Source organism: Arthrobacter sp. Soil764, assembly GCF_001428075.1.
GTDB lineage: Bacteria > Actinomycetota > Actinomycetes > Actinomycetales > Micrococcaceae > Arthrobacter.
Window position 1 is genome coordinate 159,871 of the sequence record NZ_LMSI01000024.1, and the last position, 18,238, is coordinate 178,108.

Annotated in this window: 16 protein-coding genes; 8 read left to right on the top strand and 8 right to left on the bottom strand. The window is 67.4% G+C overall.

The window, feature by feature from the left end:
• Window positions 1-33: 33 nt before the first annotated feature.
• The 3 genes from ASG86_RS18525 to ASG86_RS18535 are packed head-to-tail and all read left to right on the top strand — an operon-like array spanning window position 34 to window position 3,978.
• Window positions 34-915: a fumarylacetoacetate hydrolase family protein gene (locus tag ASG86_RS18525; protein WP_056337936.1), complete on the top strand. Its 882-nt coding sequence runs from the start codon at window positions 34-36 to the stop codon at window positions 913-915.
• Window positions 915-2,765, top strand: a complete 1,851-nt coding sequence (locus ASG86_RS18530) for an FAD-dependent monooxygenase (protein WP_082566848.1) — start codon at window positions 915-917, stop codon at window positions 2,763-2,765. The genes ASG86_RS18525 and ASG86_RS18530 overlap by 1 nt, the downstream gene beginning before the upstream one ends.
• Complete coding sequence (locus tag ASG86_RS18535) at window positions 2,743-3,978, top strand: DUF3500 domain-containing protein (protein WP_056337939.1); 1,236 nt, start codon at window positions 2,743-2,745, stop codon at window positions 3,976-3,978. Before ASG86_RS18530 ends, ASG86_RS18535 begins: the two co-directional genes overlap by 23 nt.
• A 110-nt stretch (window positions 3,979-4,088) precedes the next feature.
• On the opposite strand, the gene ASG86_RS18540 is transcribed toward ASG86_RS18535, so the two are convergent.
• From ASG86_RS18540 to ASG86_RS18560, 5 genes are all read right to left on the bottom strand, one after another.
• Complete coding sequence (locus ASG86_RS18540) at window positions 4,089-4,304, bottom strand: hypothetical protein (protein WP_056337942.1); 216 nt, start codon at window positions 4,302-4,304, stop codon at window positions 4,089-4,091.
• Window positions 4,305-4,502: 198 nt separating this feature from the next.
• A complete protein-coding gene (locus ASG86_RS18545; protein ID WP_056337945.1) occupies window positions 4,503-5,573 on the bottom strand; it encodes a quercetin 2,3-dioxygenase in 1,071 nt (356 codons plus the stop codon).
• 127 nt (window positions 5,574-5,700) lie between these two features.
• The gene (locus ASG86_RS18550; protein ID WP_056337946.1) at window positions 5,701-6,000 is read right to left on the bottom strand and encodes a DUF4193 domain-containing protein; all 300 of its coding nucleotides are present in this window, start codon (window positions 5,998-6,000) and stop codon (window positions 5,701-5,703) included.
• A gap of 133 nt (window positions 6,001-6,133) precedes the next feature.
• Window positions 6,134-7,984, bottom strand: coding sequence for a glycoside hydrolase family 15 protein (locus ASG86_RS18555; protein WP_235565228.1), 1,851 nt, complete (start codon window positions 7,982-7,984; stop codon window positions 6,134-6,136).
• A 72-nt stretch (window positions 7,985-8,056) separates the two neighbouring features.
• Window positions 8,057-8,533: a hypothetical protein gene (locus tag ASG86_RS18560; RefSeq protein WP_056337947.1), complete on the bottom strand. Its 477-nt coding sequence runs from the start codon at window positions 8,531-8,533 to the stop codon at window positions 8,057-8,059.
• Between the two features lie 183 nt (window positions 8,534-8,716).
• On the opposite strand from ASG86_RS18560, the gene ASG86_RS18565 reads away from it, so the two are divergent.
• Together ASG86_RS18565 and ASG86_RS18570 are read left to right on the top strand one after the other, a co-directional pair.
• Entirely contained in the window at window positions 8,717-9,313 is a 597-nt protein-coding gene (locus ASG86_RS18565) for a TetR/AcrR family transcriptional regulator (RefSeq protein ID WP_056337949.1), read from the top strand.
• 5 nt (window positions 9,314-9,318) lie between these two features.
• Window positions 9,319-10,383 (top strand): DMT family transporter, encoded by a 1,065-nt coding sequence (locus tag ASG86_RS18570; protein ID WP_056338194.1) that lies wholly within the window; start codon window positions 9,319-9,321, stop codon window positions 10,381-10,383.
• On the opposite strand, the gene ASG86_RS20345 is transcribed toward ASG86_RS18570, so the two are convergent.
• The gene (locus ASG86_RS20345) at window positions 10,294-10,590 is read right to left on the bottom strand and encodes a DUF3040 domain-containing protein (RefSeq protein WP_235565229.1); all 297 of its coding nucleotides are present in this window, start codon (window positions 10,588-10,590) and stop codon (window positions 10,294-10,296) included. The two genes, ASG86_RS18570 and ASG86_RS20345, sit on opposite strands and share 90 nt — an antisense overlap.
• Before the next feature lie 95 nt (window positions 10,591-10,685).
• Window positions 10,686-11,732 (bottom strand): aldo/keto reductase, encoded by a 1,047-nt coding sequence (locus ASG86_RS18575; RefSeq protein ID WP_056337951.1) that lies wholly within the window; start codon window positions 11,730-11,732, stop codon window positions 10,686-10,688.
• 178 nt (window positions 11,733-11,910) lie between these two features.
• Here ASG86_RS18575 and ASG86_RS21145 point away from each other — a divergent pair, with 178 nt between their 5' ends.
• The 3 genes from ASG86_RS21145 to malQ all read left to right on the top strand — a co-directional run bounded on the left by ASG86_RS21145 (window position 11,911) and on the right by malQ (window position 15,029).
• Window positions 11,911-12,312, top strand: a complete 402-nt coding sequence (locus ASG86_RS21145) for a hypothetical protein (protein ID WP_327019837.1) — start codon at window positions 11,911-11,913, stop codon at window positions 12,310-12,312.
• Window positions 12,309-12,644, top strand: coding sequence for an ANTAR domain-containing protein (locus ASG86_RS21150; protein WP_327019838.1), 336 nt, complete (start codon window positions 12,309-12,311; stop codon window positions 12,642-12,644). The genes ASG86_RS21145 and ASG86_RS21150 overlap by 4 nt, the downstream gene beginning before the upstream one ends.
• Before the next feature lie 162 nt (window positions 12,645-12,806).
• Window positions 12,807-15,029, top strand: a complete 2,223-nt coding sequence (gene malQ / locus ASG86_RS18585; protein WP_056337952.1) for a 4-alpha-glucanotransferase — start codon at window positions 12,807-12,809, stop codon at window positions 15,027-15,029.
• Window positions 15,030-15,115: 86 nt separating this feature from the next.
• Here malQ and ASG86_RS18590 read toward each other — a convergent pair whose 3' ends face one another.
• Complete coding sequence (locus tag ASG86_RS18590; RefSeq protein ID WP_442854309.1) at window positions 15,116-18,121, bottom strand: alpha-amylase family glycosyl hydrolase; 3,006 nt, start codon at window positions 18,119-18,121, stop codon at window positions 15,116-15,118.
• Window positions 18,122-18,238: the final 117 nt, after the last annotated feature.

The following is an 18,238-nucleotide window of genomic DNA, read 5'->3' on the forward strand; positions in this document are numbered from 1 at the left end:
GATTCGCCCGGAACAGACCCGAAAGGCCCCTCCATGCAGTTCATTGGCATCACGCACCACGGCGAACCCTGGGCAGCAGCGCTCGCCGGCTCCCGCATCCTCCCGCTCGCTGCCGTCGCCGATTTCTGGGCCGACGCGGAGGGGTGGCAGGACAAGGCGGCAACCCTGGCTGCCGGCGTGGCGGAGCATGACGCGTCCGACGCCGGCGCCTGGCTGGAGCGCGGCACCGTCACCGAAGTGCCGCTCGTCCCGGCCTCCGCACGGGTCATCTGCGTGGGCCTGAACTACAAGGCGCACGTGGCCGAGGGCAGCTTCAAGGACCAGGAGCTGCCGCCGTACCCCACCCTCTTCGCCCGCTGGACGGCGTCCCTGTCCGTGGGCAACGTCCCGGTTCCCGTCCCCGCAGGCGAGGCGGGGCTGGACTGGGAGGGCGAGGTGGCCGCGTACATCGGCAGGCGCGTCGAGTCCGCGGACGAGGACACCGCTGCCGACGCCGTCTTTGGCTACTCCACCTTCAACGACATCACCTCGCGCAAAGCCCAGAAACTTACGTCGCAGTGGACCCTGGGCAAGAACGGCGACTTCAGCGGCCCCCTGGGTCCATTGGTCAGCCGGGACGAGGTGGGCGACCTGCGCGACGGACTGCAGGTCCGCACCCGCGTCAACGGCATCGAAGCCCAAAACGGCAACACCCGCGACATGATCTTTTCCGTCCCGGCCATCATCGCGCTCATCAGCCAAACCTTCACGCTGCACCCCGGTGACGTCATTGCCACCGGAACCCCGGAAGGCGTGGGCTACGCCCGCACCCCGCAGTGGCTGCTGCAGCCCGGCGACACCGTCGAGGTGGAGATCGAGAAGCTCGGCACCCTCACCACGCCCGTGGGCGATCTTTCCCTCCGGAGCCGTGCCTGATGAGCACCTTCCAGAACGCCAACGCCGCGGACATCCCGGAGGAGGCGCGGGTCCTGGTTTCCGGTGGCGGCCCCAGCGGGCTGTTCCTAGCCCTGGACCTCGCGTCCCGCGGCGTCCCCAGCACCGTCATCGACCCGCGGACCAGCGTTGACCCCACCCGGCCCCGGGCCAAGACCACCAACGCCCGCACCATGACGCACCTGCGGCGGCTGGGCCTGGCCGACGCACTCCGGAAGGCTTCGCCGCTGCCGGTGGACCATGCCCAGGACGTCATCTTCTGCACCGGACTGACCGGCCCCTCGGCCCATGAACTGCGCCGGTTCCGCAACGCCTTCCAGCTGGTTCCCGGCACCTACGGTCCCCAGCCGGAGTGCGGCCAGCAGGTCCCGCAGCCGGTCCTCGAGGAGGTGCTCCGCGCCGCCGTCGCTGACAACCCGCTGGTCACATTCCTGACCGGGTGGGCTGTCCAGGAGGTCCGGGGGCTGGGCGTTGCAGGAGACGACGCCGGCCTTTCCGGCTCTGGTCCCGGCGCCGGCACTCATGGTGGGGCAGCCACGGCGCCCTACGCCGTCGTCGTCGCTGATGTTTCCGGTAGCCGCCGCACCATCCACGCGGACTACGTGATCGGGGCCGACGGCGGGTCCTCCGCGGTGCGCCGCAGCCTGGGAATCCGCCTGGCAGGCGGCTCCGCGGCCCTGTCCAACATCAGCATCCTGTTCCGCTCGCAGTCACTGGCCTCCGCCGTTTCGCTGGATCCCGCCGTGCAGTATTGGGTGGTGGGGTCGGAAACCTCCGGGATGGTGGGGCCCATGGACCTTGCCGATACCTGGTGGGCGATTGTCCAGGGCGTGGATCCTGCTGTCACCGTCACCCCCTCCGATGCTGCCGCCATGGTCCGCTCCCTGGTGGGCGCTGAAGTCGACATCGACGTGGTGGCTACTGATCCCTGGACGGCCCGCATGCTGCTGGCCCCGGAGTACAGCCGCGGGAACGTCTTCCTGGTGGGCGACGCGGCCCACCTCAACCCGCCGTGGGGCGGCCACGGATTCAACACCTGCATCGGTGACGCCGTCAACCTGGCCTGGAAGCTCGCGGCCGTCATCAATGGCTGGGCGGGTCCCGGCCTCCTGGCCAGCTACGGGGATGAACGCCGGCCGGTGGCGGCCCGCACCATCCGCGACGCCGCGGAGAACGGCAAGGCGCTGGCCTACCACTTTGCTGATCCGGACCTTGCCCTCGCCGGTCCTGCCGGCGATGCTGCGCGCCGGGCCGCCCACGACGCCCTCGCCGTGAAGCAAAGCGAGTTCGATTCGCTGGGCCTGGTGCTCGGCTACGCCTACGCCGACTCACCCCTGGTGGTTCCGGACGGTTCCTCCCTCCCCACGGAAGACCCCATCCGCTACGTCCCGTCCGCGGTTCCCGGCGCCCTGCTCCCGCATGCTTGGCTGGCTGGATCGTCTTCCGTCTACAGTGCTCTGGGGTCCGGATTCACCCTGCTGGCCGACGCCCGGTCGCTGGGCGGGATGCCGGCGGCGACAGTCTTCGAGCCGGTGGTGGCGGCCGCTGCCCGGCAGGGCATCCCGGTGACCGTCACCGCCGTCGGACCCTCCGTTGAAGGAACCGCGCTTTCGGCGCTGTGGGGTGCCAACGCCGTGCTGGTCCGTCCGGACCAGCACGTGGCCTGGCGGGGCAACTCCGCCGATGAGGCGGCCGTCGCGCTGTCCGTCGCTGCGGGGTGGGCGCCCGTGGTGCCCGCCGACGCCGAATCATCCGAACGTGCAGTTTCCCTTGATCAGGGAACTTCCTTTGAAACCACCAGGAGCGCCCGTGTCGACGCCGTCATTCCGTGATTACCTGTTTGCCCCCGATCACCCGCGAGTGTCGGATATCCGTGGACTGAGCCCCAGGGAGTATGCCGAAGCCGCGAGGAGCGACCCGTTCGCCGGGCCCATGATCGAAGGTTGGCAGAAGCTGTACCCGCGGCCCTTCACCGGCATCACCAGCGACGGCGTACGCCGGGAGGGCCTGTATCCGCTGGTGCCGGCCCGGCCCGGGGAGGAAGCGCCCACCGCACAGATGGTGGCCGCGGCCCGCAAGCTGCTCGGTGCGGTCACTCCTGGCCAGGCCAGCAAGCTCAACTACGCGGTGGACGCGCCTGAATGGCAAAGCTGGGCCAACCCTGAATTCATGCAGCACGACACCGGGTTGCGCCTGGACGAGCTGGAACCGCCCGTCCGTGACGCGGTCCTGGGGCTAGTGGAGGCAAGCCTGAGCGCTGAAGGGTTTGAGCTGGTGCGGAACCTGATGCGCATCAACGGATTCCTTGGCGAACTGGTGGAGTTGCCGCTGCTGATGAACGAATTCAGCTACAACTTCGCGCTGTACGGGGAGCCGTCCGAGACCGGGCCGTGGGGGTGGCAGCTGTTTGGCCACCACGCGGCACTGAACTGCCTGGTGGTGGGGACGCAGCTGGTGATTTCGCCCGTGTTCATGGGCGCGGAGCCGGACATGATCGACGCCGGCCCGCACCGTGGCGTGAAGGTTTTCAAGGAGCGCATCGCGCTGGCCCGGCAGTTGATGGGTGCGCTGCCTTCAGAGCTTCGCGCCGGGGCTGTTGTGTATGAGTCGATGGTGGACCCGGCCATGCCTGAAGGCCGCCTCCACCCGGGCGATGAACGGCACCTGGGCGGCTGCTTCCAGGACAACAGGGTGATCCCGTACGAGGGGATCCGCGTGGCGGAGATGCCCGCGGAGGCCCGGGAGCTGCTGGACGCGGTAGTGGATGACTTCATCGCCTACCTGCCGGACGGACCCCGTGCCGCCCGCCGTCGGGAAATCCATGATCACTATGGGGAATCGTTCTTCAGCTGGATCGGGGGCTGGGAGGGGGCGGAAGCCTTTTACTTCCGGCTGCAGAGCCCGGTGGTGGTGCTGGAACTGGACCACCACACCGGCGTGTTCCTCAGCAACGACCAACCCGCCCCGTTCCACATGCACACCGTGGTCCGCACGCCCAACGGCAACGATTACGGCCGCGAACTGGTCAGGCAAGCCACCTCTTAACACCCCCATCGATTGCTGAGTAGCTGCCGTTTTCGGCCCCGAGAACGGCAGTTACGGAGCAATGGATATCCCTCAAACCGAAGGCCGGGCTTCCGCTTGGATGTCCGGCCCTACTGCTTCCCGTATTTGCGGTGCACGGCCTGTTTGCTCACGCCCAGGCACAGTGCGATCGCTTCCCAGGACAGGCCGGCTTGCCGTGCGCGCCGGACCAGGGATGCCTCGGCCCGGCCCACCTCTTTTCGCAGTTCGGCCACCGCATACAGGGCCTCCGCAGGTCCTTTCCCGTCCATTGATCCCACCAGCGTCTTCATCCGCTCCACCTCCATGACGTCAACATTAGTTGACACGGAAATGACCCGTCAACAGATGTTGACGGGCCATTTCTGTCCGGCGGTTTAGTCCCGGATTTCCATTTGGAAGTCCGGCCCTTCGCGTTGAATGAAGATCTCATCGAGTGCTCCGTAACTGCCGTTATCAGCGCTCAAAAGGGCAGGTACGGAGCAATCGATGGCGTGGTTGGCGGGTTAGGGGATGTCGAGTGCGGCGCGGCGCTGCGGCGGCGGGCCCACCACTGTCAGGTCCATCTCGGCCTGGGCGCGGCCGAAGCCTTCCATGTCCATGAAGGGCTCGCCGCCTTCGGTGTACATGTAGTCCTCGGTGGGCTGGTTGAAGTACTCGAAGAACCCGTTGAACACGGACGGGGTCAGGAAGCCCACCATCTGGGTGTTGTGGGCGTCGAACGCGAACGAGTGGATGGTCCCGGCGGGGGCGTGGACAAAATCGCCCTTGGTCAGGAGCATCTCGCGGCCGTTGGCATACAGCCACATGCGGCCCTCCGTGCAGAGGAAATTCTCCGTGTGCTCCGAGTGGAAGTGCAGCGGAATGTAGGGGCTCTTTGCTCCCTTGGTATGCACGGCGAAATAGTTCGAACCGGTGTTGGCCGGACGGGACAGGTAGGTGAACATCGTCTGGTAACTGACCAGCCGCTCACCCTCCCCGGCGCTCAGGAAATAGGGGCTCTGGGCAGGCGGAAGGCCGGCGTCGTGCTTGAACGACGGCGCCACACGCTCCACGTCCGGGAAAGTGATGCCGAACTCGGCGCCCACCTCGGCCTGCTCATGCAGGCTGGCCTGGTGTCCGGGCCGCACCGGCGGGACGTGCGAACCGATGGGTGTGCCCACCCGCTCGTAGTACTTTTCGCCGCCGCCGGGCGTCATCCAGGTCAGGAAGCGGGTGTAGTGGCTGGCCATCCGGTAGGCGTGCGGGGTGTTCGGCGGGATGACCACCGAGTCACCTGGGGTGAGGATCCTGCTCTCGCCGGGCAGCCAGACGTGCAGGATGCCGTCGAAGACGTAGAGGGTCTTGTGTTCGATGCTGTGGCTGACAAAGGGGGACTCGGCCCCCATGCCGCCGGAGATGTAGGCCGCGCTGAAGATGCCGCCCGTATCGGCGGCGCGGGCGATGACCGTCACCAGCTGGCCGTTGATTTCGTAGCGTGCGCCCTCGCCCGACGCCATGTAGTACGGGACTGCCTCTCCGGGCAGCGCGTTGGCCGCCGGGAGCTGCTTGTTCATTTCCTCAACGCTGAGGGACATGGTTTCCTTCTTTCCAGTCGGCCGGCCCTTGCCGGAGCGTGACCTACATCATGGCTGCCCATCGCTCCAGCCACGAGTGCGGATTCCAATGGTTGAAACCCAAAGTCGGCCGGCCGTCGTCCCCCTGCTAGCCCTCACATTCCTTGCAGTACTTCTTGCCGTCCTTTTCCCGGGCCAACTGGCTGCGGTGGTGGACCAGGAAGCAGGACATACAGGTGAATTCGTCGGCCTGCACCGGGACCACCTGGATGAGGAGTTCCTCGTTGGAGAGGTCCGCGCCGGGCAGCTCGAAGCTGTCCGCCAGGTCCGTTTCGTCCATGTCGGGAGCAGCCTCCCGGCGGGCGGACTTGTCGGACTTCAGCTCCTCCAGTGCGACGTTCGGCTCTTCCTCGGGTGTCACCCGCGGAGCGTCGTAGTCAACTGACATGTGGTGTGTTCTCCTGTCCAGCTGCTGATGTCCAGATTGTTCCGGACAGATCGACAACGCCGGACGCGGGCAACAAATTCCCGTGCCGGGCTGGATGCCGGCGATAGGCGGCCGCGGGTGGCGGCACGTCGGCTCAGCCCGTGCTCTGGAAGCCGGGGTTGTCGCGCAAGGCCAGGGCTGCCTGGACCATGGCGGCATGGGTAAGGCATTGCGGATAGTTGCCCAGGAAGGCGCCGGAGGCGGGGTCCACTTCTTCACTGAAGAGGCCCAGCGGGGACGCCAGGTCCAGCAGAGCGCTGAAGGTTTCCCGTGCCTCGCTGGTCCTGCCGGTCATGGCCAGCGCCTGCACCAGCCAGAATGAACAGGGCAGGAAGGCGCCCTCGCCGCCCTGCAGGCCGTCCTGGCCCGGCGGGTACCTGTACAGCAGGGGCCCGCCGGCGCCCAGTTCCTTCCACACTTCGTCAACGGTTGTCCGGACCACCTCGGAAGCAGTGTCCTCCAGCCCGATCAACGGAAGGACCAGCAGGGCGGCATCAAGGTCCTTGGATCCATAGGTCCGCGTGTAGCAGTTCCGGTCCGGGTCCACTCCTTTGCTCCGGATCTCCGTCCCCAGCTGGTCCAGGGCGGACTGCCAGCGCCGCCGCTGCCGCTTGCCCAAGCGGCGCGTGGCGCCGATCCGCAGCGCCCTGTCCAGCGCGAGCCAGGCCATGAGTTTGGAGTGGACGTGGTGGGCCGCATCGGCCCGGATCTCCCAAATCCCGGCGTCCGGCGCGGACCAGGTGTCCGCCACCATGTCAGCGAACCCGCGCATGGCCCGCCATGTCTCCGAATACAGCCGGTGGCCGCCCGCCACGAGCACCCAGGCTGCGTCCAGCACCCAGCCATATCCGTCGAGCTGATGCTGCCCGGCCGCGCCATTGCCGGTCCGCACCGGCACGCTTCCCGCATATCCAGGCCACCCGCGCAGGACGTGCTCCCGCGGCACGCGGCCGCCGGACAGAGTGAGCAGGGCCGGGAGCCGGGGCCTCTGGAGCCGGCTGGCATGCAGCAGCCACCCCAGGAAGCCCAGGGCTTCGTTCGTTTTCCCGGCGTGCAGGAATGCGGCCACTCCGATGCTGGCGTCACGGGGCCAGGCAAACCGGTAGTCCCAGTTGCGGATGCCGCCCGGGTTCTCGGGCAGGGATGTGGTGGGCGCCGCCACCGGCGCGCCTGAAGGCGAGTAGGTCAGCAGCCGCAGGGTCAGCAGGCTCCGCAGCACCTGTGCGCGGAAGGGGATGCCCGTGTCCATCTCCGCGGCCCAGTCCTCCCACCGCTGCTCGTCACTGCACACCAGATCCCAGGCCGCTTCCGGATCCACGTGGATGAGCGGTTCCCCGTAGGCAATGGCGAGGACAAGTGTCACCGGCCGCCCGGGGTGCACCATCACCGTCTGCTGGTGGCCGGCCGGTAGCGGGCATCCCTCGCTGAAGCCCAGCGATACCGCGAGCGGGCCCCATTCACACACCAGGTCCTGGCCGCGCCTGCTGACCCGCGGTTGGCGGTGGTTTTCGCCGAGCCGTGGGGTGAAGTGGACGACGGCGGCAACAGGACCGTCGTGTGCGGTCAGGCGCCGGACGAAGAGCGTGGTGGGCAGGAGTGCGCCGGACACCTCGGCAACCATGGCCTCGGTCAACGTCAGCTGCCCGCCGCCGGAGGACCATGTTGTTTCAAGGGTGGCGGTGTTGCCGCGGTAGTGCCGGCTTACCAGGTGCGCGGCTCCGGCGGGACCGGCCACGAACTGCCCCGCCTCCCGTCCGCCCAGCAGGGCGCCGAAGATGGGCTCGCCGTCGAACGCGGGGGCACACATCCAATCCACCGAACCTGCGGAGGAGACCAGGGCTGCGGTCCGGGTGTCACCCAGCAGGCCGTAGTCAGCGATCGGTGCGGGTTGCCAGGCCGCGGCAAAGGGCGCGACGGCGGCGCGCGGCTCCGGAGTTGTGTTCAATTCTGGTGCGGCCGGATGCTTCGGTCCGGATGCTGTTTGCACAGTGCCCTCGGTTTCAGAATGCCAGCGGTTTCACAGTGCCCTCAGGAGGAGGCCAAGAACAACGCCGTATGCAACGTGGGCGAGGATGGCCACGGCCGGGGTTTGGATGCCGTAGTTCAGACCCAGCAGGCCCGGCGGTTCCAGTACCGCCGTGCTGGAGGGGCCAGCCCGGGTGGAGGCCATTCGAGGGTGCACACCGGGCAGCAGCGGCAGGATGACGGTCAGTGCCACGCCCACGTGGAGCAGGCCCAACAGTGCACCGATCCACCAGGTGGCCCTGCCCAGGAGGGCGAAGGCCGCGGCATATCCGAGGGCGAAGACCTGGCCCACTGCGAGATGGATGAAGAACCCGGCAACCCGGGCCCGGTCGGGATCGGGCGTCACAAGGGTGCCCAGCACCAGCGGCAGGTCCAGCCGGGTCAGGCCGGCCATCTGGGCCGCGATCATGATGAGTGTCAGGAGGGCGGTTGCCAGGAGGCCGAAGAGCCCCCATCCTTGCCAGTCCATTTCATGCCGCCCAACCTTGGAGCCGCCGGGCCGGGGAGCTTGCTTCGCCGGAGGGGAACCGGACTTCTACTTGCTTGAGCATCGGAACCTCGCTCTAAAAACGTATATCTTAAATTTAGAGCTGGAGCACTTACGTGTCAAGTAGGTAGACTGGGCTACCTACCAATGTCGCGAGGAGTGCCCATGTCCATTTCAAGCCCGGCCTCGCCGGCGCGCCCTCCTGCCCGCCAACTGCTGCTTGAGGCGGCCGCCCGGCTTTTCTACGCCAATGGCGTGGCCGCCACGGGGATCGACGCGATCACCGCCGAAGCGGGAGTGGCAAAGAAGAGCCTGTACAACAACTTCAGGTCAAAGGCGGACCTGGTGGCCGCATACCTGGAAGCCCGGCACGGGGAATGGCTGGAGCTTTACCGTCGGCGTCTGGAAACGGCCGGCACTCCGCGCGAAGAGGTCCTGGCGGTCTTCGACGCCTACCTCGACCACGCCAACTTCGTCTACCGGCACGGTTTCAGGGGCTGCGGGCTGCTCAATGCGGCGGCCGAACTCCCGGCCGGGGACCCCGGGAGGGAGGCGGTGCGCCGCCACAAGGAACAGGTGCAGGAACTCCTTTCGCAGCATGTGGCCGGGCTGCTGCCAGGCCGGGAAGAGCTGTCCCCGGGACTTGCCGCGCATCTGGCCTTCCTGCTGGAGGGAGCCATGGCCAGGGCAGGCCTTGAAGGACACGATGCGCCCTTGCGGGACGCCCGGTCCATCGCCGGGCAACTGCTGGACGCCCTGTGAACAACATGCCTCACCATCAGCAGGCCGGGCGTTGGGGAGCGCTCTCCGTCGTGGCGGCATCGATCCTCTGGGGTACCACCGGAACGGCGGCCACCTTCGCGCCGGCCGTGAGCCCGCTGGCCATCGGTGCCGTGGCTATGGGACTCGGTGGGCTGCTGCAGGCGCTGTACGCCGCACGCCATATCGCAGCCCAGTGGGGCAGTCTTCGTGCGCGGTGGGGCCTGGTGTCGCTCGGCGCTGCGGCGGTGGCTGTCTACCCCCTCGCCTTCTACAGTTCCATGCACCTCTCCGGAGTGGCCGTGGGAACAGTCGTCTCCATCGGTTCGGCGCCGGTGGCCGCGGCCCTTATCGAACGCTTCGCCGACGGGAAGCTGCTGGACAGGCGATGGATTTTCGGGGCGATGCTGGGAATCGGCGGAGCCGCCCTGCTGTCACTCGCCGGACATTCACCGGGGCCCAACGCGCCGGGCCCCGGAGGGGATTCCTGGACCTCGACGGCGGGAATCCTCCTGGGGCTGCTGGCCGGAACCACGTATGCACTGTACTCCTGGGCGGCCCATCGCCTGACCGGCCAAGCTGTCACCTCCCGGGCCGCCATGGGCGCCGTCTTCGGCCTCGGCGGGATCCTCTTGATGCCGGTCCTTGCCGCGACCGGCGGCCCGCTCCTGGAGTCCTGGCGCGCCGCTGGTGTGGGTGCCTACATGGCGGCGGTGCCGATGTTTGCCGGGTATCTGCTGTTCGGCTGGGGACTGGCCCGCGTGGGGGCGAGCACGGCCACTGGCATCTCCCTGCTCGAAACCGTCGTGGCAGCCGTCCTGGCCGTACTCGTGGTGGGCGAACGGCTCCCGGCACTTGCCTGGCTCGGCGCCGCCGTCGTCCTCGCCAGCCTGTTCATCCTGACGCCGCGGAGGCAAACCCGTGCAGCAGCAGGGCGCCGGGCAGGCTCAACAGCAGCGCCGGGGCCGCCGCCATCAAGGCCGTTAACCGGTAATTTGCCGGCCTCCGCTCCGGGCCAGCACCGTGGGACCGAGCAGCAGGCAGGCGCCCAGCCCCAGCAGCAGAATCCCTAGCACTACCGCGCCCGGAGCCGGCAGCCCCGCCCCTGCAATGATGAGCACCAGGCCGACCAGTGCCGCGGCCGTCCCCGGGAACAGCCCTGTGGGGAAACGGCGCGCCGGATAGCCGGACAGCAGTTCCATGGCCAGATGGGGATCGTCCGCGATCAGCCCCAGCTCCAGCTCCTTGAGAAGGCGTCGCTCCTCATCGGACATTGGCATGGCGGGCCCCTGTTCCCTGGGCGGCGGTATCGGTATCGACCGTAGGAGCCTTCTACCGGTTAGTCAATAGTCCCGGGCGCAGGGCTGGAAGCCGCCTACCGCCGTCGCAATTCCGCGAACTCGATGGACGGCACAATGGCGCCCGCGTCCCGCTCCACGAAGTTGGCGCCCGGCGGCACCAGCTCGTCGATGGCGTCCAGCACCGTCTCGCCCAGCTGGACGTCTGCCGCACGCAGGTAGGCCTGGAGGTGTTCCTCGCTGCGCGGTCCGATGATCACGCTGCTGATGGCGGGATGGGTCAGGGCGAAGCCCACGGCCAGGTCCACCAGGGACAGCTCCAGCTTGTCCGCCAGCCGGGCCAGTGAGTCCGCGGCAAGCAGCTTCCGCTCGCTCGAGGGCCCGGAGATGTCGTAGCGGCCCGGCAGTGTGTGGACCCGGGTGGGCGGCTTGCCTGATTCGAGGACAAAGCTGCCGGACAGCCAGCCGCCGGCCAGCGGACCGTAGGCAAGCACCCCCAGGCCGTACTGCTGGGCGATGGGCAGGACATCCCGTTCGTTGCCACGGACCAGCATGGAATAGGGAACCTGGTTGCCCAGCGGCGGAATCAGGTGGTTTGTGGTGGCCAGCCATTGCGCTTCCACAAGCTGCGCCGGCGTGAACACGGAGGTGCCGTAATACAGGATCTTGCCCTGGCGGATCAGGTCGTTGAGGGTGGTGATGGTCTCCAGGACGTCGGTGTTGTAGTCCGGCCGGTGCGCCTGGTACAGGTCGATCCGGTCTGTCTGCAACCGGCGGAGGCTGCCCTCGACGGCCTGCATGATCCAGCGCCGGGAGTTTCCGGAGTGCGCCGGATTGGCGCTCATCTGGCCATGGAACTTGGTGGCCAGGAAGACGTCGTCCCGGCGGCCGCGGAGCGCCCGCCCCACCACCTGCTCGGACTCGCCCTGTGAGTAGACGTCGGCGGTGTCAATTGCCGTGATGCCGGCGTCCAGGGCTGCATGGATGATGCGGATGCTTTCATCCGCACCGGTGGGAGCGCCCTGCGGGCTTCCGTTCCCCTCGCCGAAATTCATGGTGCCAAGGGTGAGGGGACTGATGGGGGTTCCCGACCGTCCGAACACCCGCAGTTCACTCAGGCTCATCTGCGGTTTCCTCCATTCAGTTGCCGTGCCTTGGATCGTCATGAGGCTACACAGCCTGGATGGACCGCCGCAGATTTCCGCCTTAGTCCTTCTCTTTTCGTCGCACGGAGTAACCGGGACCGGCGGGAATGACGTTTTGTGGCGCGCAAACGGCCGGGCATCATGCCTATATTGGGGGATGGGCACCATCAAGAGCGACGACCAGTTCGTCCAGCTGCACGACCTCATCATCGGCAGCAGCAACGTGGCTGACTTCCTGACGGAGCTGTCCTCTGTTGCAGCCTCCACACTCAGCGATGACGCGGGCGCGCCCATCGAGTGCGGGGTGACCCTGCGGCGCCGCAAACGCAGCGTCACCATTGCCGGCAGCAGTGAACGCGCCGTCATCCTGGACAAGCTGGAGCAGGCGCTGGGGGAGGGTCCGTGCCTCGCGGCGCTGGAGGTCATGAGCCCCATGGTCCTGGCAAATGTCGAGACCGATAACCGCTGGCCCAACTACCAGAAGGTCCTGGCCGAGCATGGCTGCGGCAGCGTCCTGGGCGTCCCCTTGCCCTGGACGAACATCAGTCCGCCGCGTTGAACTTCTTCGCCGCAGAGCCGGACGTCTTTGCTCCCGAAACCGTCCACCGGGCTGAAGCGTTTGCCGATCTCGCATCCCGCGCGCTGCGGCTGGCGCTGCGGATCGCCGATACCCAGAACCTGGCGGATGACCTGAGGGCCGCAATGGCGAGCCGTACCACCATCGACGTTGCCTGCGGCGTGATCATGGCCCAGAACCGGTGCAGCCAGGATGAGGCCATGGCCCTGCTCGCCAAGGCGTCCAGCCATCGGAACCAGAAGCTGCGGGACGTTGCCGCCGGGATCCTGGGCCGGGTCAGCGACGGGGGAGTGCGCACACACTTCGATCCGTAGGCCGTGCCCTGGACCCGTCAAGACCCGCCCGCCTGCAGTCCCGGTTTCGCCTCCGCCCCGCCCTGCAATAATCTGAACCAACGGTTGTGCACGGGGGTGTCGGCGCCCGGTACAACAGCAGCACTGTAAGTTCCGGGACCATCACAGACGAGGCGGACACCCATGACGGCTTCAGGCCAACAGCATGCAGAACGGCCCACCACTACGGCAGGCCCTCCTGCCGCTGCCCCTGGGCCGGTCGATCCGCACCTGCTGCAGCGACTGGCGGACGCCCATGGGGTGGGTACGTCCTTCCAGGGCTGGGACGGGCTTCCGCACTCCGTTGCCCAGGAGACGCTGATCAAGGTGCTGGCCGCCCTCGGCGTTGAGGCAAACACCAACCGGCAGATACAGGCTGCCCTGGCGGAAGCGGAATTGGCGCCGTGGCGGCGCATGCTGCCGCCCGCCGTCGTGATTAAACAGGGCGAGCCGGCCCAGGTGCCGGTCCATGTCCGTGACGGCGCCACCGCGAGCGTTACCGTAACCCTTGAAGGGGGAACCGGGGAACGGGAGGCTGTCCAGCAGGATCTCTGGGTCCAGCCCAGGGAGGTCGACGGCGTTTCCAGGGGACGTGCCACGTTCTCCCTCCCCGAGGACTTGCCTCTGGGCTGGCACACCCTACACGCGGAGTCGGAGGGTGCCACCGCCACCGCCACCCTGGTGGTGACGCCGCCACGGCTGGCCACGGCAAAGCCCCTGGAGGAACGCCGCGGCTGGGGGCTGGCCACGCAGCTGTACTCAGTCCGGTCCAAGCGGTCATGGGGCATCGGCGACTTTGCGGACCTGGCCGATCTGGCGGCCATCAGCGGCGGGCGCGGCGCCGACTACGTGCTGGTCAACCCGCTGCACGCGGCTGAGCCCGTGCCGCCGGTCCAGCCCTCGCCCTACTCGCCGTCCACCCGCCGGTTCTTCAACCCGCTCTATATCCGGATCGAGGCCATCCCCGAACTGGCCTACCTCCGGCCGCGGAAACGCGCAGCCCTGGAAAAGCTGCACGAGGAAGTGGCAGGGCTGAACCGGGAAGGTGCCCGCCTAGACCGCGATGCCGTGTACGCGGCGAAGCTGCAGGCACTTGAAATGCTCTACCACACCCGCCGTTCACCCGCCCGGCAAGCCGCCTTCGACGAGTTCTGCCGCATCTCCGGCAGCGGACTGGAGGATTTCGCCCTATGGTCGGCCATCCGGGAGGACCTGGCGCCGGACGACCCGCTCTGGAAGGACCCGGCCTACGCCATCGGAACCCCGCAAGCGGAAGCCCTGCGGACCAAGCTGGCGGACCGGATCGGGTTCCACCGCTGGCTGCAGTGGATCTGCGACGAACAGCTGGAAAATGCGCAGCAGACTGCCCTGCGGTCCGGGATGCGGCTGGGCGTGGTGCACGACCTCGCGGTGGGCGTGGACCACAGCAGCGCCGACGCCTGGACATTGCGCGGCGTGCTGACCCCCAACACCAGCGTGGGGGCCCCGCCGGACATGTACAACCAGCAGGGGCAAGACTGGGGCCAGCCGCCGTGGCACCCCGCCCGGCTGGCCGAGGCGGGTTACGAACCGTTCCGCAACATGCTGGCCAACGTGCTCCGGCACGCCGGCGGCATCCGCGTGGACCACATTTTGGGCCTCTTCCGGCTGTGGTGGATCCCCATGGGGAACGCTCCGGGGGACGGCGCTTACGTCCGCTACGACCACGAGGCCTTGATCGGCATCCTCGCCCTTGAGGCGCACCGCGCCGGTGCCGTGGTGATCGGGGAGGACCTGGGCACCTTCGAGCCATGGGTGCGTGACTACCTTGCGGCCCGCGGGATCCTGGGCACGTCCATCCTTTGGTTTGAGTACGACGGCGATTCACCCCTTCCGCCGGAAAAGTACCGCACGCAGGCGCTCGCCAGCGTCAACACCCACGACCTCCCGCCCACCGCCGGTTACCTGGCTGGCGACCACGTGGGGCTGCGGAGCCGGCTGGGGCTGCTGGAACGGTCCGAGCAGGAGGAGCGCACGGAGCACAACGCGTCCCTGGAGAAAATGTTCGCCCTGTTGCGCGAACATGGTTACCTTTCCGAAGGGGCTGCCGGGGGTGCCGAGGGGCAGGCAACCGAAGAGCACACCATCGAGGCACTGCACCTCCTGCTGGCCCAGGCGCCGTCGGTACTGCTGGGCGTGGCCCTCGTGGATGCGGTGGGGGAGCGGCGGGTCCAGAACCAGCCCGGAACCACGGAGGCCCTCTACCCCAACTGGCAGGTGCCGTTGGGCGGCCCGGACGGCAAGCCCGTCTACCTCGATGACCTTCCCGCGAACAAGCGGTTCAACTCGCTGCTTGCGGCGGTGGAGGGAGCCCTGCACGGCGCATAAGCGGGTAGTGAAAGCAACGAGGCCCCGCCGCTTTTGTCAGCGGCGGGGCCTGTTGCTTTCGTGGTTACCTTGTTTCGGAAGGTGAACTAGCCTGCGGTGATCACATGGGTGAAATGGTCATAACGGAAGGTGACCGGGCCGCCGTCGTGCTCAAGCACGATGTTGGCCCCCGGCGTTGCCCCGCCGGCCCCGTAACTGACGTCCCACGCCTTATTGAGGGCCGCCTTGAACTCGTAGCTTCCTGCCGGCAGGTCCGGAACGGAGAGCTTCCACACGAGGTCTGCCGGGTCCAGCACCAGCTGCGCCTGGCTGCAGGCAGGCTCCCAGTCCGAGGCGCAGCCCAGTTCGCTGTCCATGCTCCCGGCAGCGGCCACGGCAGCCGGCTGCTGTGAAGCGTAGACGGCGCTGAGCAGGTGGGTGCTGTTGTCGTAGCGGAAGGTGACCCTGCCGCCGGGGTGGTCCAGCACGATGTTCTGCCCGTTCAGTTGGCCGTCGGCGCCGTAGTTTTCGTCCCAGCCGCCGTTGAGCGCCGCCTTGTATTCGTACTTGCCGGCCGGCAGGTCCACGGTCAGCCGCCAGATGCGGTCAGCCGGATCCAGTTTCATCCGAGCCTGGCTGCAGCCCGGATCCCAGTCTGCGCTGCAGCCCATTGCCTTGTTCAGGGACCCGGCCACCGTGACCGAATCGGGCTGCGGGGCCTGCCCCACCGTGACGGTCCTGATGTCGCTGGTGACGTTGAAGCCGGGGCCGGCCATCGAGGCGCGATACTGGACCTTGGTGCCATCGGCCAGTGCGGAGACGTCGTCGGTTGCGGAGTAGACGGGCGACGACGAGTCGGTGCCCACCGCGGTCCAGTCCCCGCCGCCCACACTGCGTTCGAAGGACACCACGTGGCTGGCCTTCTCCGGATCGGCGGTGGCGCTCAGCTCAACCTTGCCCTCCACGCTGCTGCCCTCCGCGGGCTTTTGCAGGGTCAGGACGGGCGCGGGGACTGCTGCTGAACGGCTCCGGCTGGTGGCGGTATGCCCGCCGTTGTCCAGGGCGGTGGCGCGGTACTCCAGCGGCGTGCCGGCGTCCAGCGCCGCCACGTCGTGGAACACCTGGTACGGCGCGGTGTCGTCCGTCCCGATGGGCTGCCACTGGCCGCCAGCCGTCTTCGCCTCAAAGGTGACCTCGTAGAACGAAGCACCGTCGACGTCGGCCGTTACGTTGATGCGTCCGTTGTCAGCCGGCGCGGCGGCCGGCTGCTGGAGGGCGACGGCGGGAGCCTCCTTGGAGTGCGGAATCCGTCCGGAGGATTCGTAGACGACGGCGGAGAGCGGCGGGACGGTCACGGTCAGTTTGGCGTCGTCCGAGGTTTTGGCCTCGTCGGCGCCCTCGCCGTAAATGCGCGTGTAGCTGCGCTTGGCGATGTAGGTGGGGACCTGCGCGGTCTGAGGCTGGGCGCTGTTGTTCAGGGCCACCACGTACTCGCGCTGGTCCCGGGCATCCGTGCGGGAGAAGGCATAGATGCCGGGTCCGTCGGAGGCGTAGCGGTGCTGGTGCGCCCCGTTCCGCAGTGCCGGGTGCTCCTTGGTGAGTGCGGCCAGTTCGCCGATCTTGGCGTAAAGGGGGTGGCCCGGGTTGAAATTGTCGGTGGCGTGGGTGGCGTCCGTGCCCAGCAGGTCGTCGTCCAGGTACTCCGGCACCTTGCTGGCGAAGAGCGTCTGGCGTGCGTCCTGGTCGCCGCCGGGGCCGGTGAAGCCCTGTTCGTCACCGTAGTAGACCACCGGGTTGCCGCGGGAGAAGTACATCAGTTCGTGGGCCAGGCCATCGCGGGCCACCTTCTCGGCGTCGCTTGCGGCCGGGTTGTCCTGGGCGATGAAGCTGCCGATGCGGCCCATGTCGTGGTTGCCCAGGAAGGTGGGCAGTTCGTAGACATTGGAGTCGGCATCGGTGTACCAGTCGTCGCCCGCGAAGAAGGACTGCAGGGCCTTGGCGTCCTGGCTCTTGGAAGCAAAGTTGCGGGCAGCGTCCTGGAAGGGGAAATCCAGCACGGCCTGCATCTTGTTGCGGGTGGTGAACTGCGACGTGAAGCTCTTGGTGGTGTCGAAGACTTCGCCGAACATGAAGAACTCGTCCTTGCCGTGCTCCTTGGCGTAGTTGAGGACGTTGGGGCCGAATTCCTGCCAGAACTCGTTGTTCACGTGCTTCATGGTGTCGATCCGGAAACCGTCCACACCGAAGTCGCCGATCCAGGACTCATAGATGTCTTCCATGCCGTGCACCACGGTGGGATTTTCGGTGAAGAGGTCATCGAGGCCAAAGAAGTCGCCGTACATGGAGTCTTCACCGGTGAAGGTGGTGTCGCCGCGGTTGTGGTACAGCGTGGGGTCATTCAGCCAGGCAGGGACCTTGAGGTTTTCTTCACCGGGAGCCAGGACCGGCTTGTATGGGAATGAGGTCCTCGCATCCAGCTTGGGGAAGGTTCCGGTGCCGGCGTAGTCACGGTCATCGAAGGTTTCGCCCGAGGCCGTTTTGTAGGGGACGGCGTCCTTTGAGACGTAGCCTTTACGGTCGCCCTCCTGGTAACCGATCACGTCAGCTGTGTGGTTGGTGATGATGTCGAAGTACACCTTCATGCCGCGGGCGTGGGCATCCTGGATCAGGGCTTTGAGCTCGTCGTTGGTGCCCAGGTGCGGATCGATCTGGGTGAAGTCGGTGACCCAGTAGCCGTGGTAGCCGGCTGATTTGTCCTCCGGCTGCACGGCCTTGTTCTTGAAGCTGGGGGTCAACCAGATGGACGTGGTGCCCAGGCCCTGGATGTAGTCGATCTTGTTGCGCAGTCCGCCCAGGTCCCCGCCGTTGTAGAAGCCCTTCTTTGCGGGGTCGAAGCCGGAGATCATCGGGTCAGGCCCCAGGCCGCCCTGGTCGTTGGCGGTGCTGCCGTTGCTGAAGCGGTCTGCCATGACGAAGTAAAAGTTCTCGTCCGTGACGGGTCCGCGGAGCGAATGGAGCGCGGAGGAGGATCCTTGGCCCTGGGTGCCGGGATTCTTTGGATCGTTAAGGCCCACCGCGGCATGGGCCGGAAGGACTACCGTCGAAACCGCCACGGCGGCTACCAGGAGGCCGGCTGCGGACCTGGCCGCGATGGCGTGGCTCAGGCTGCTTGATCGAGGGGCTGTGGGGTGCTGTGGTCCTGCGGGCTTTGGCCGCAGTTGGGCGCGTGG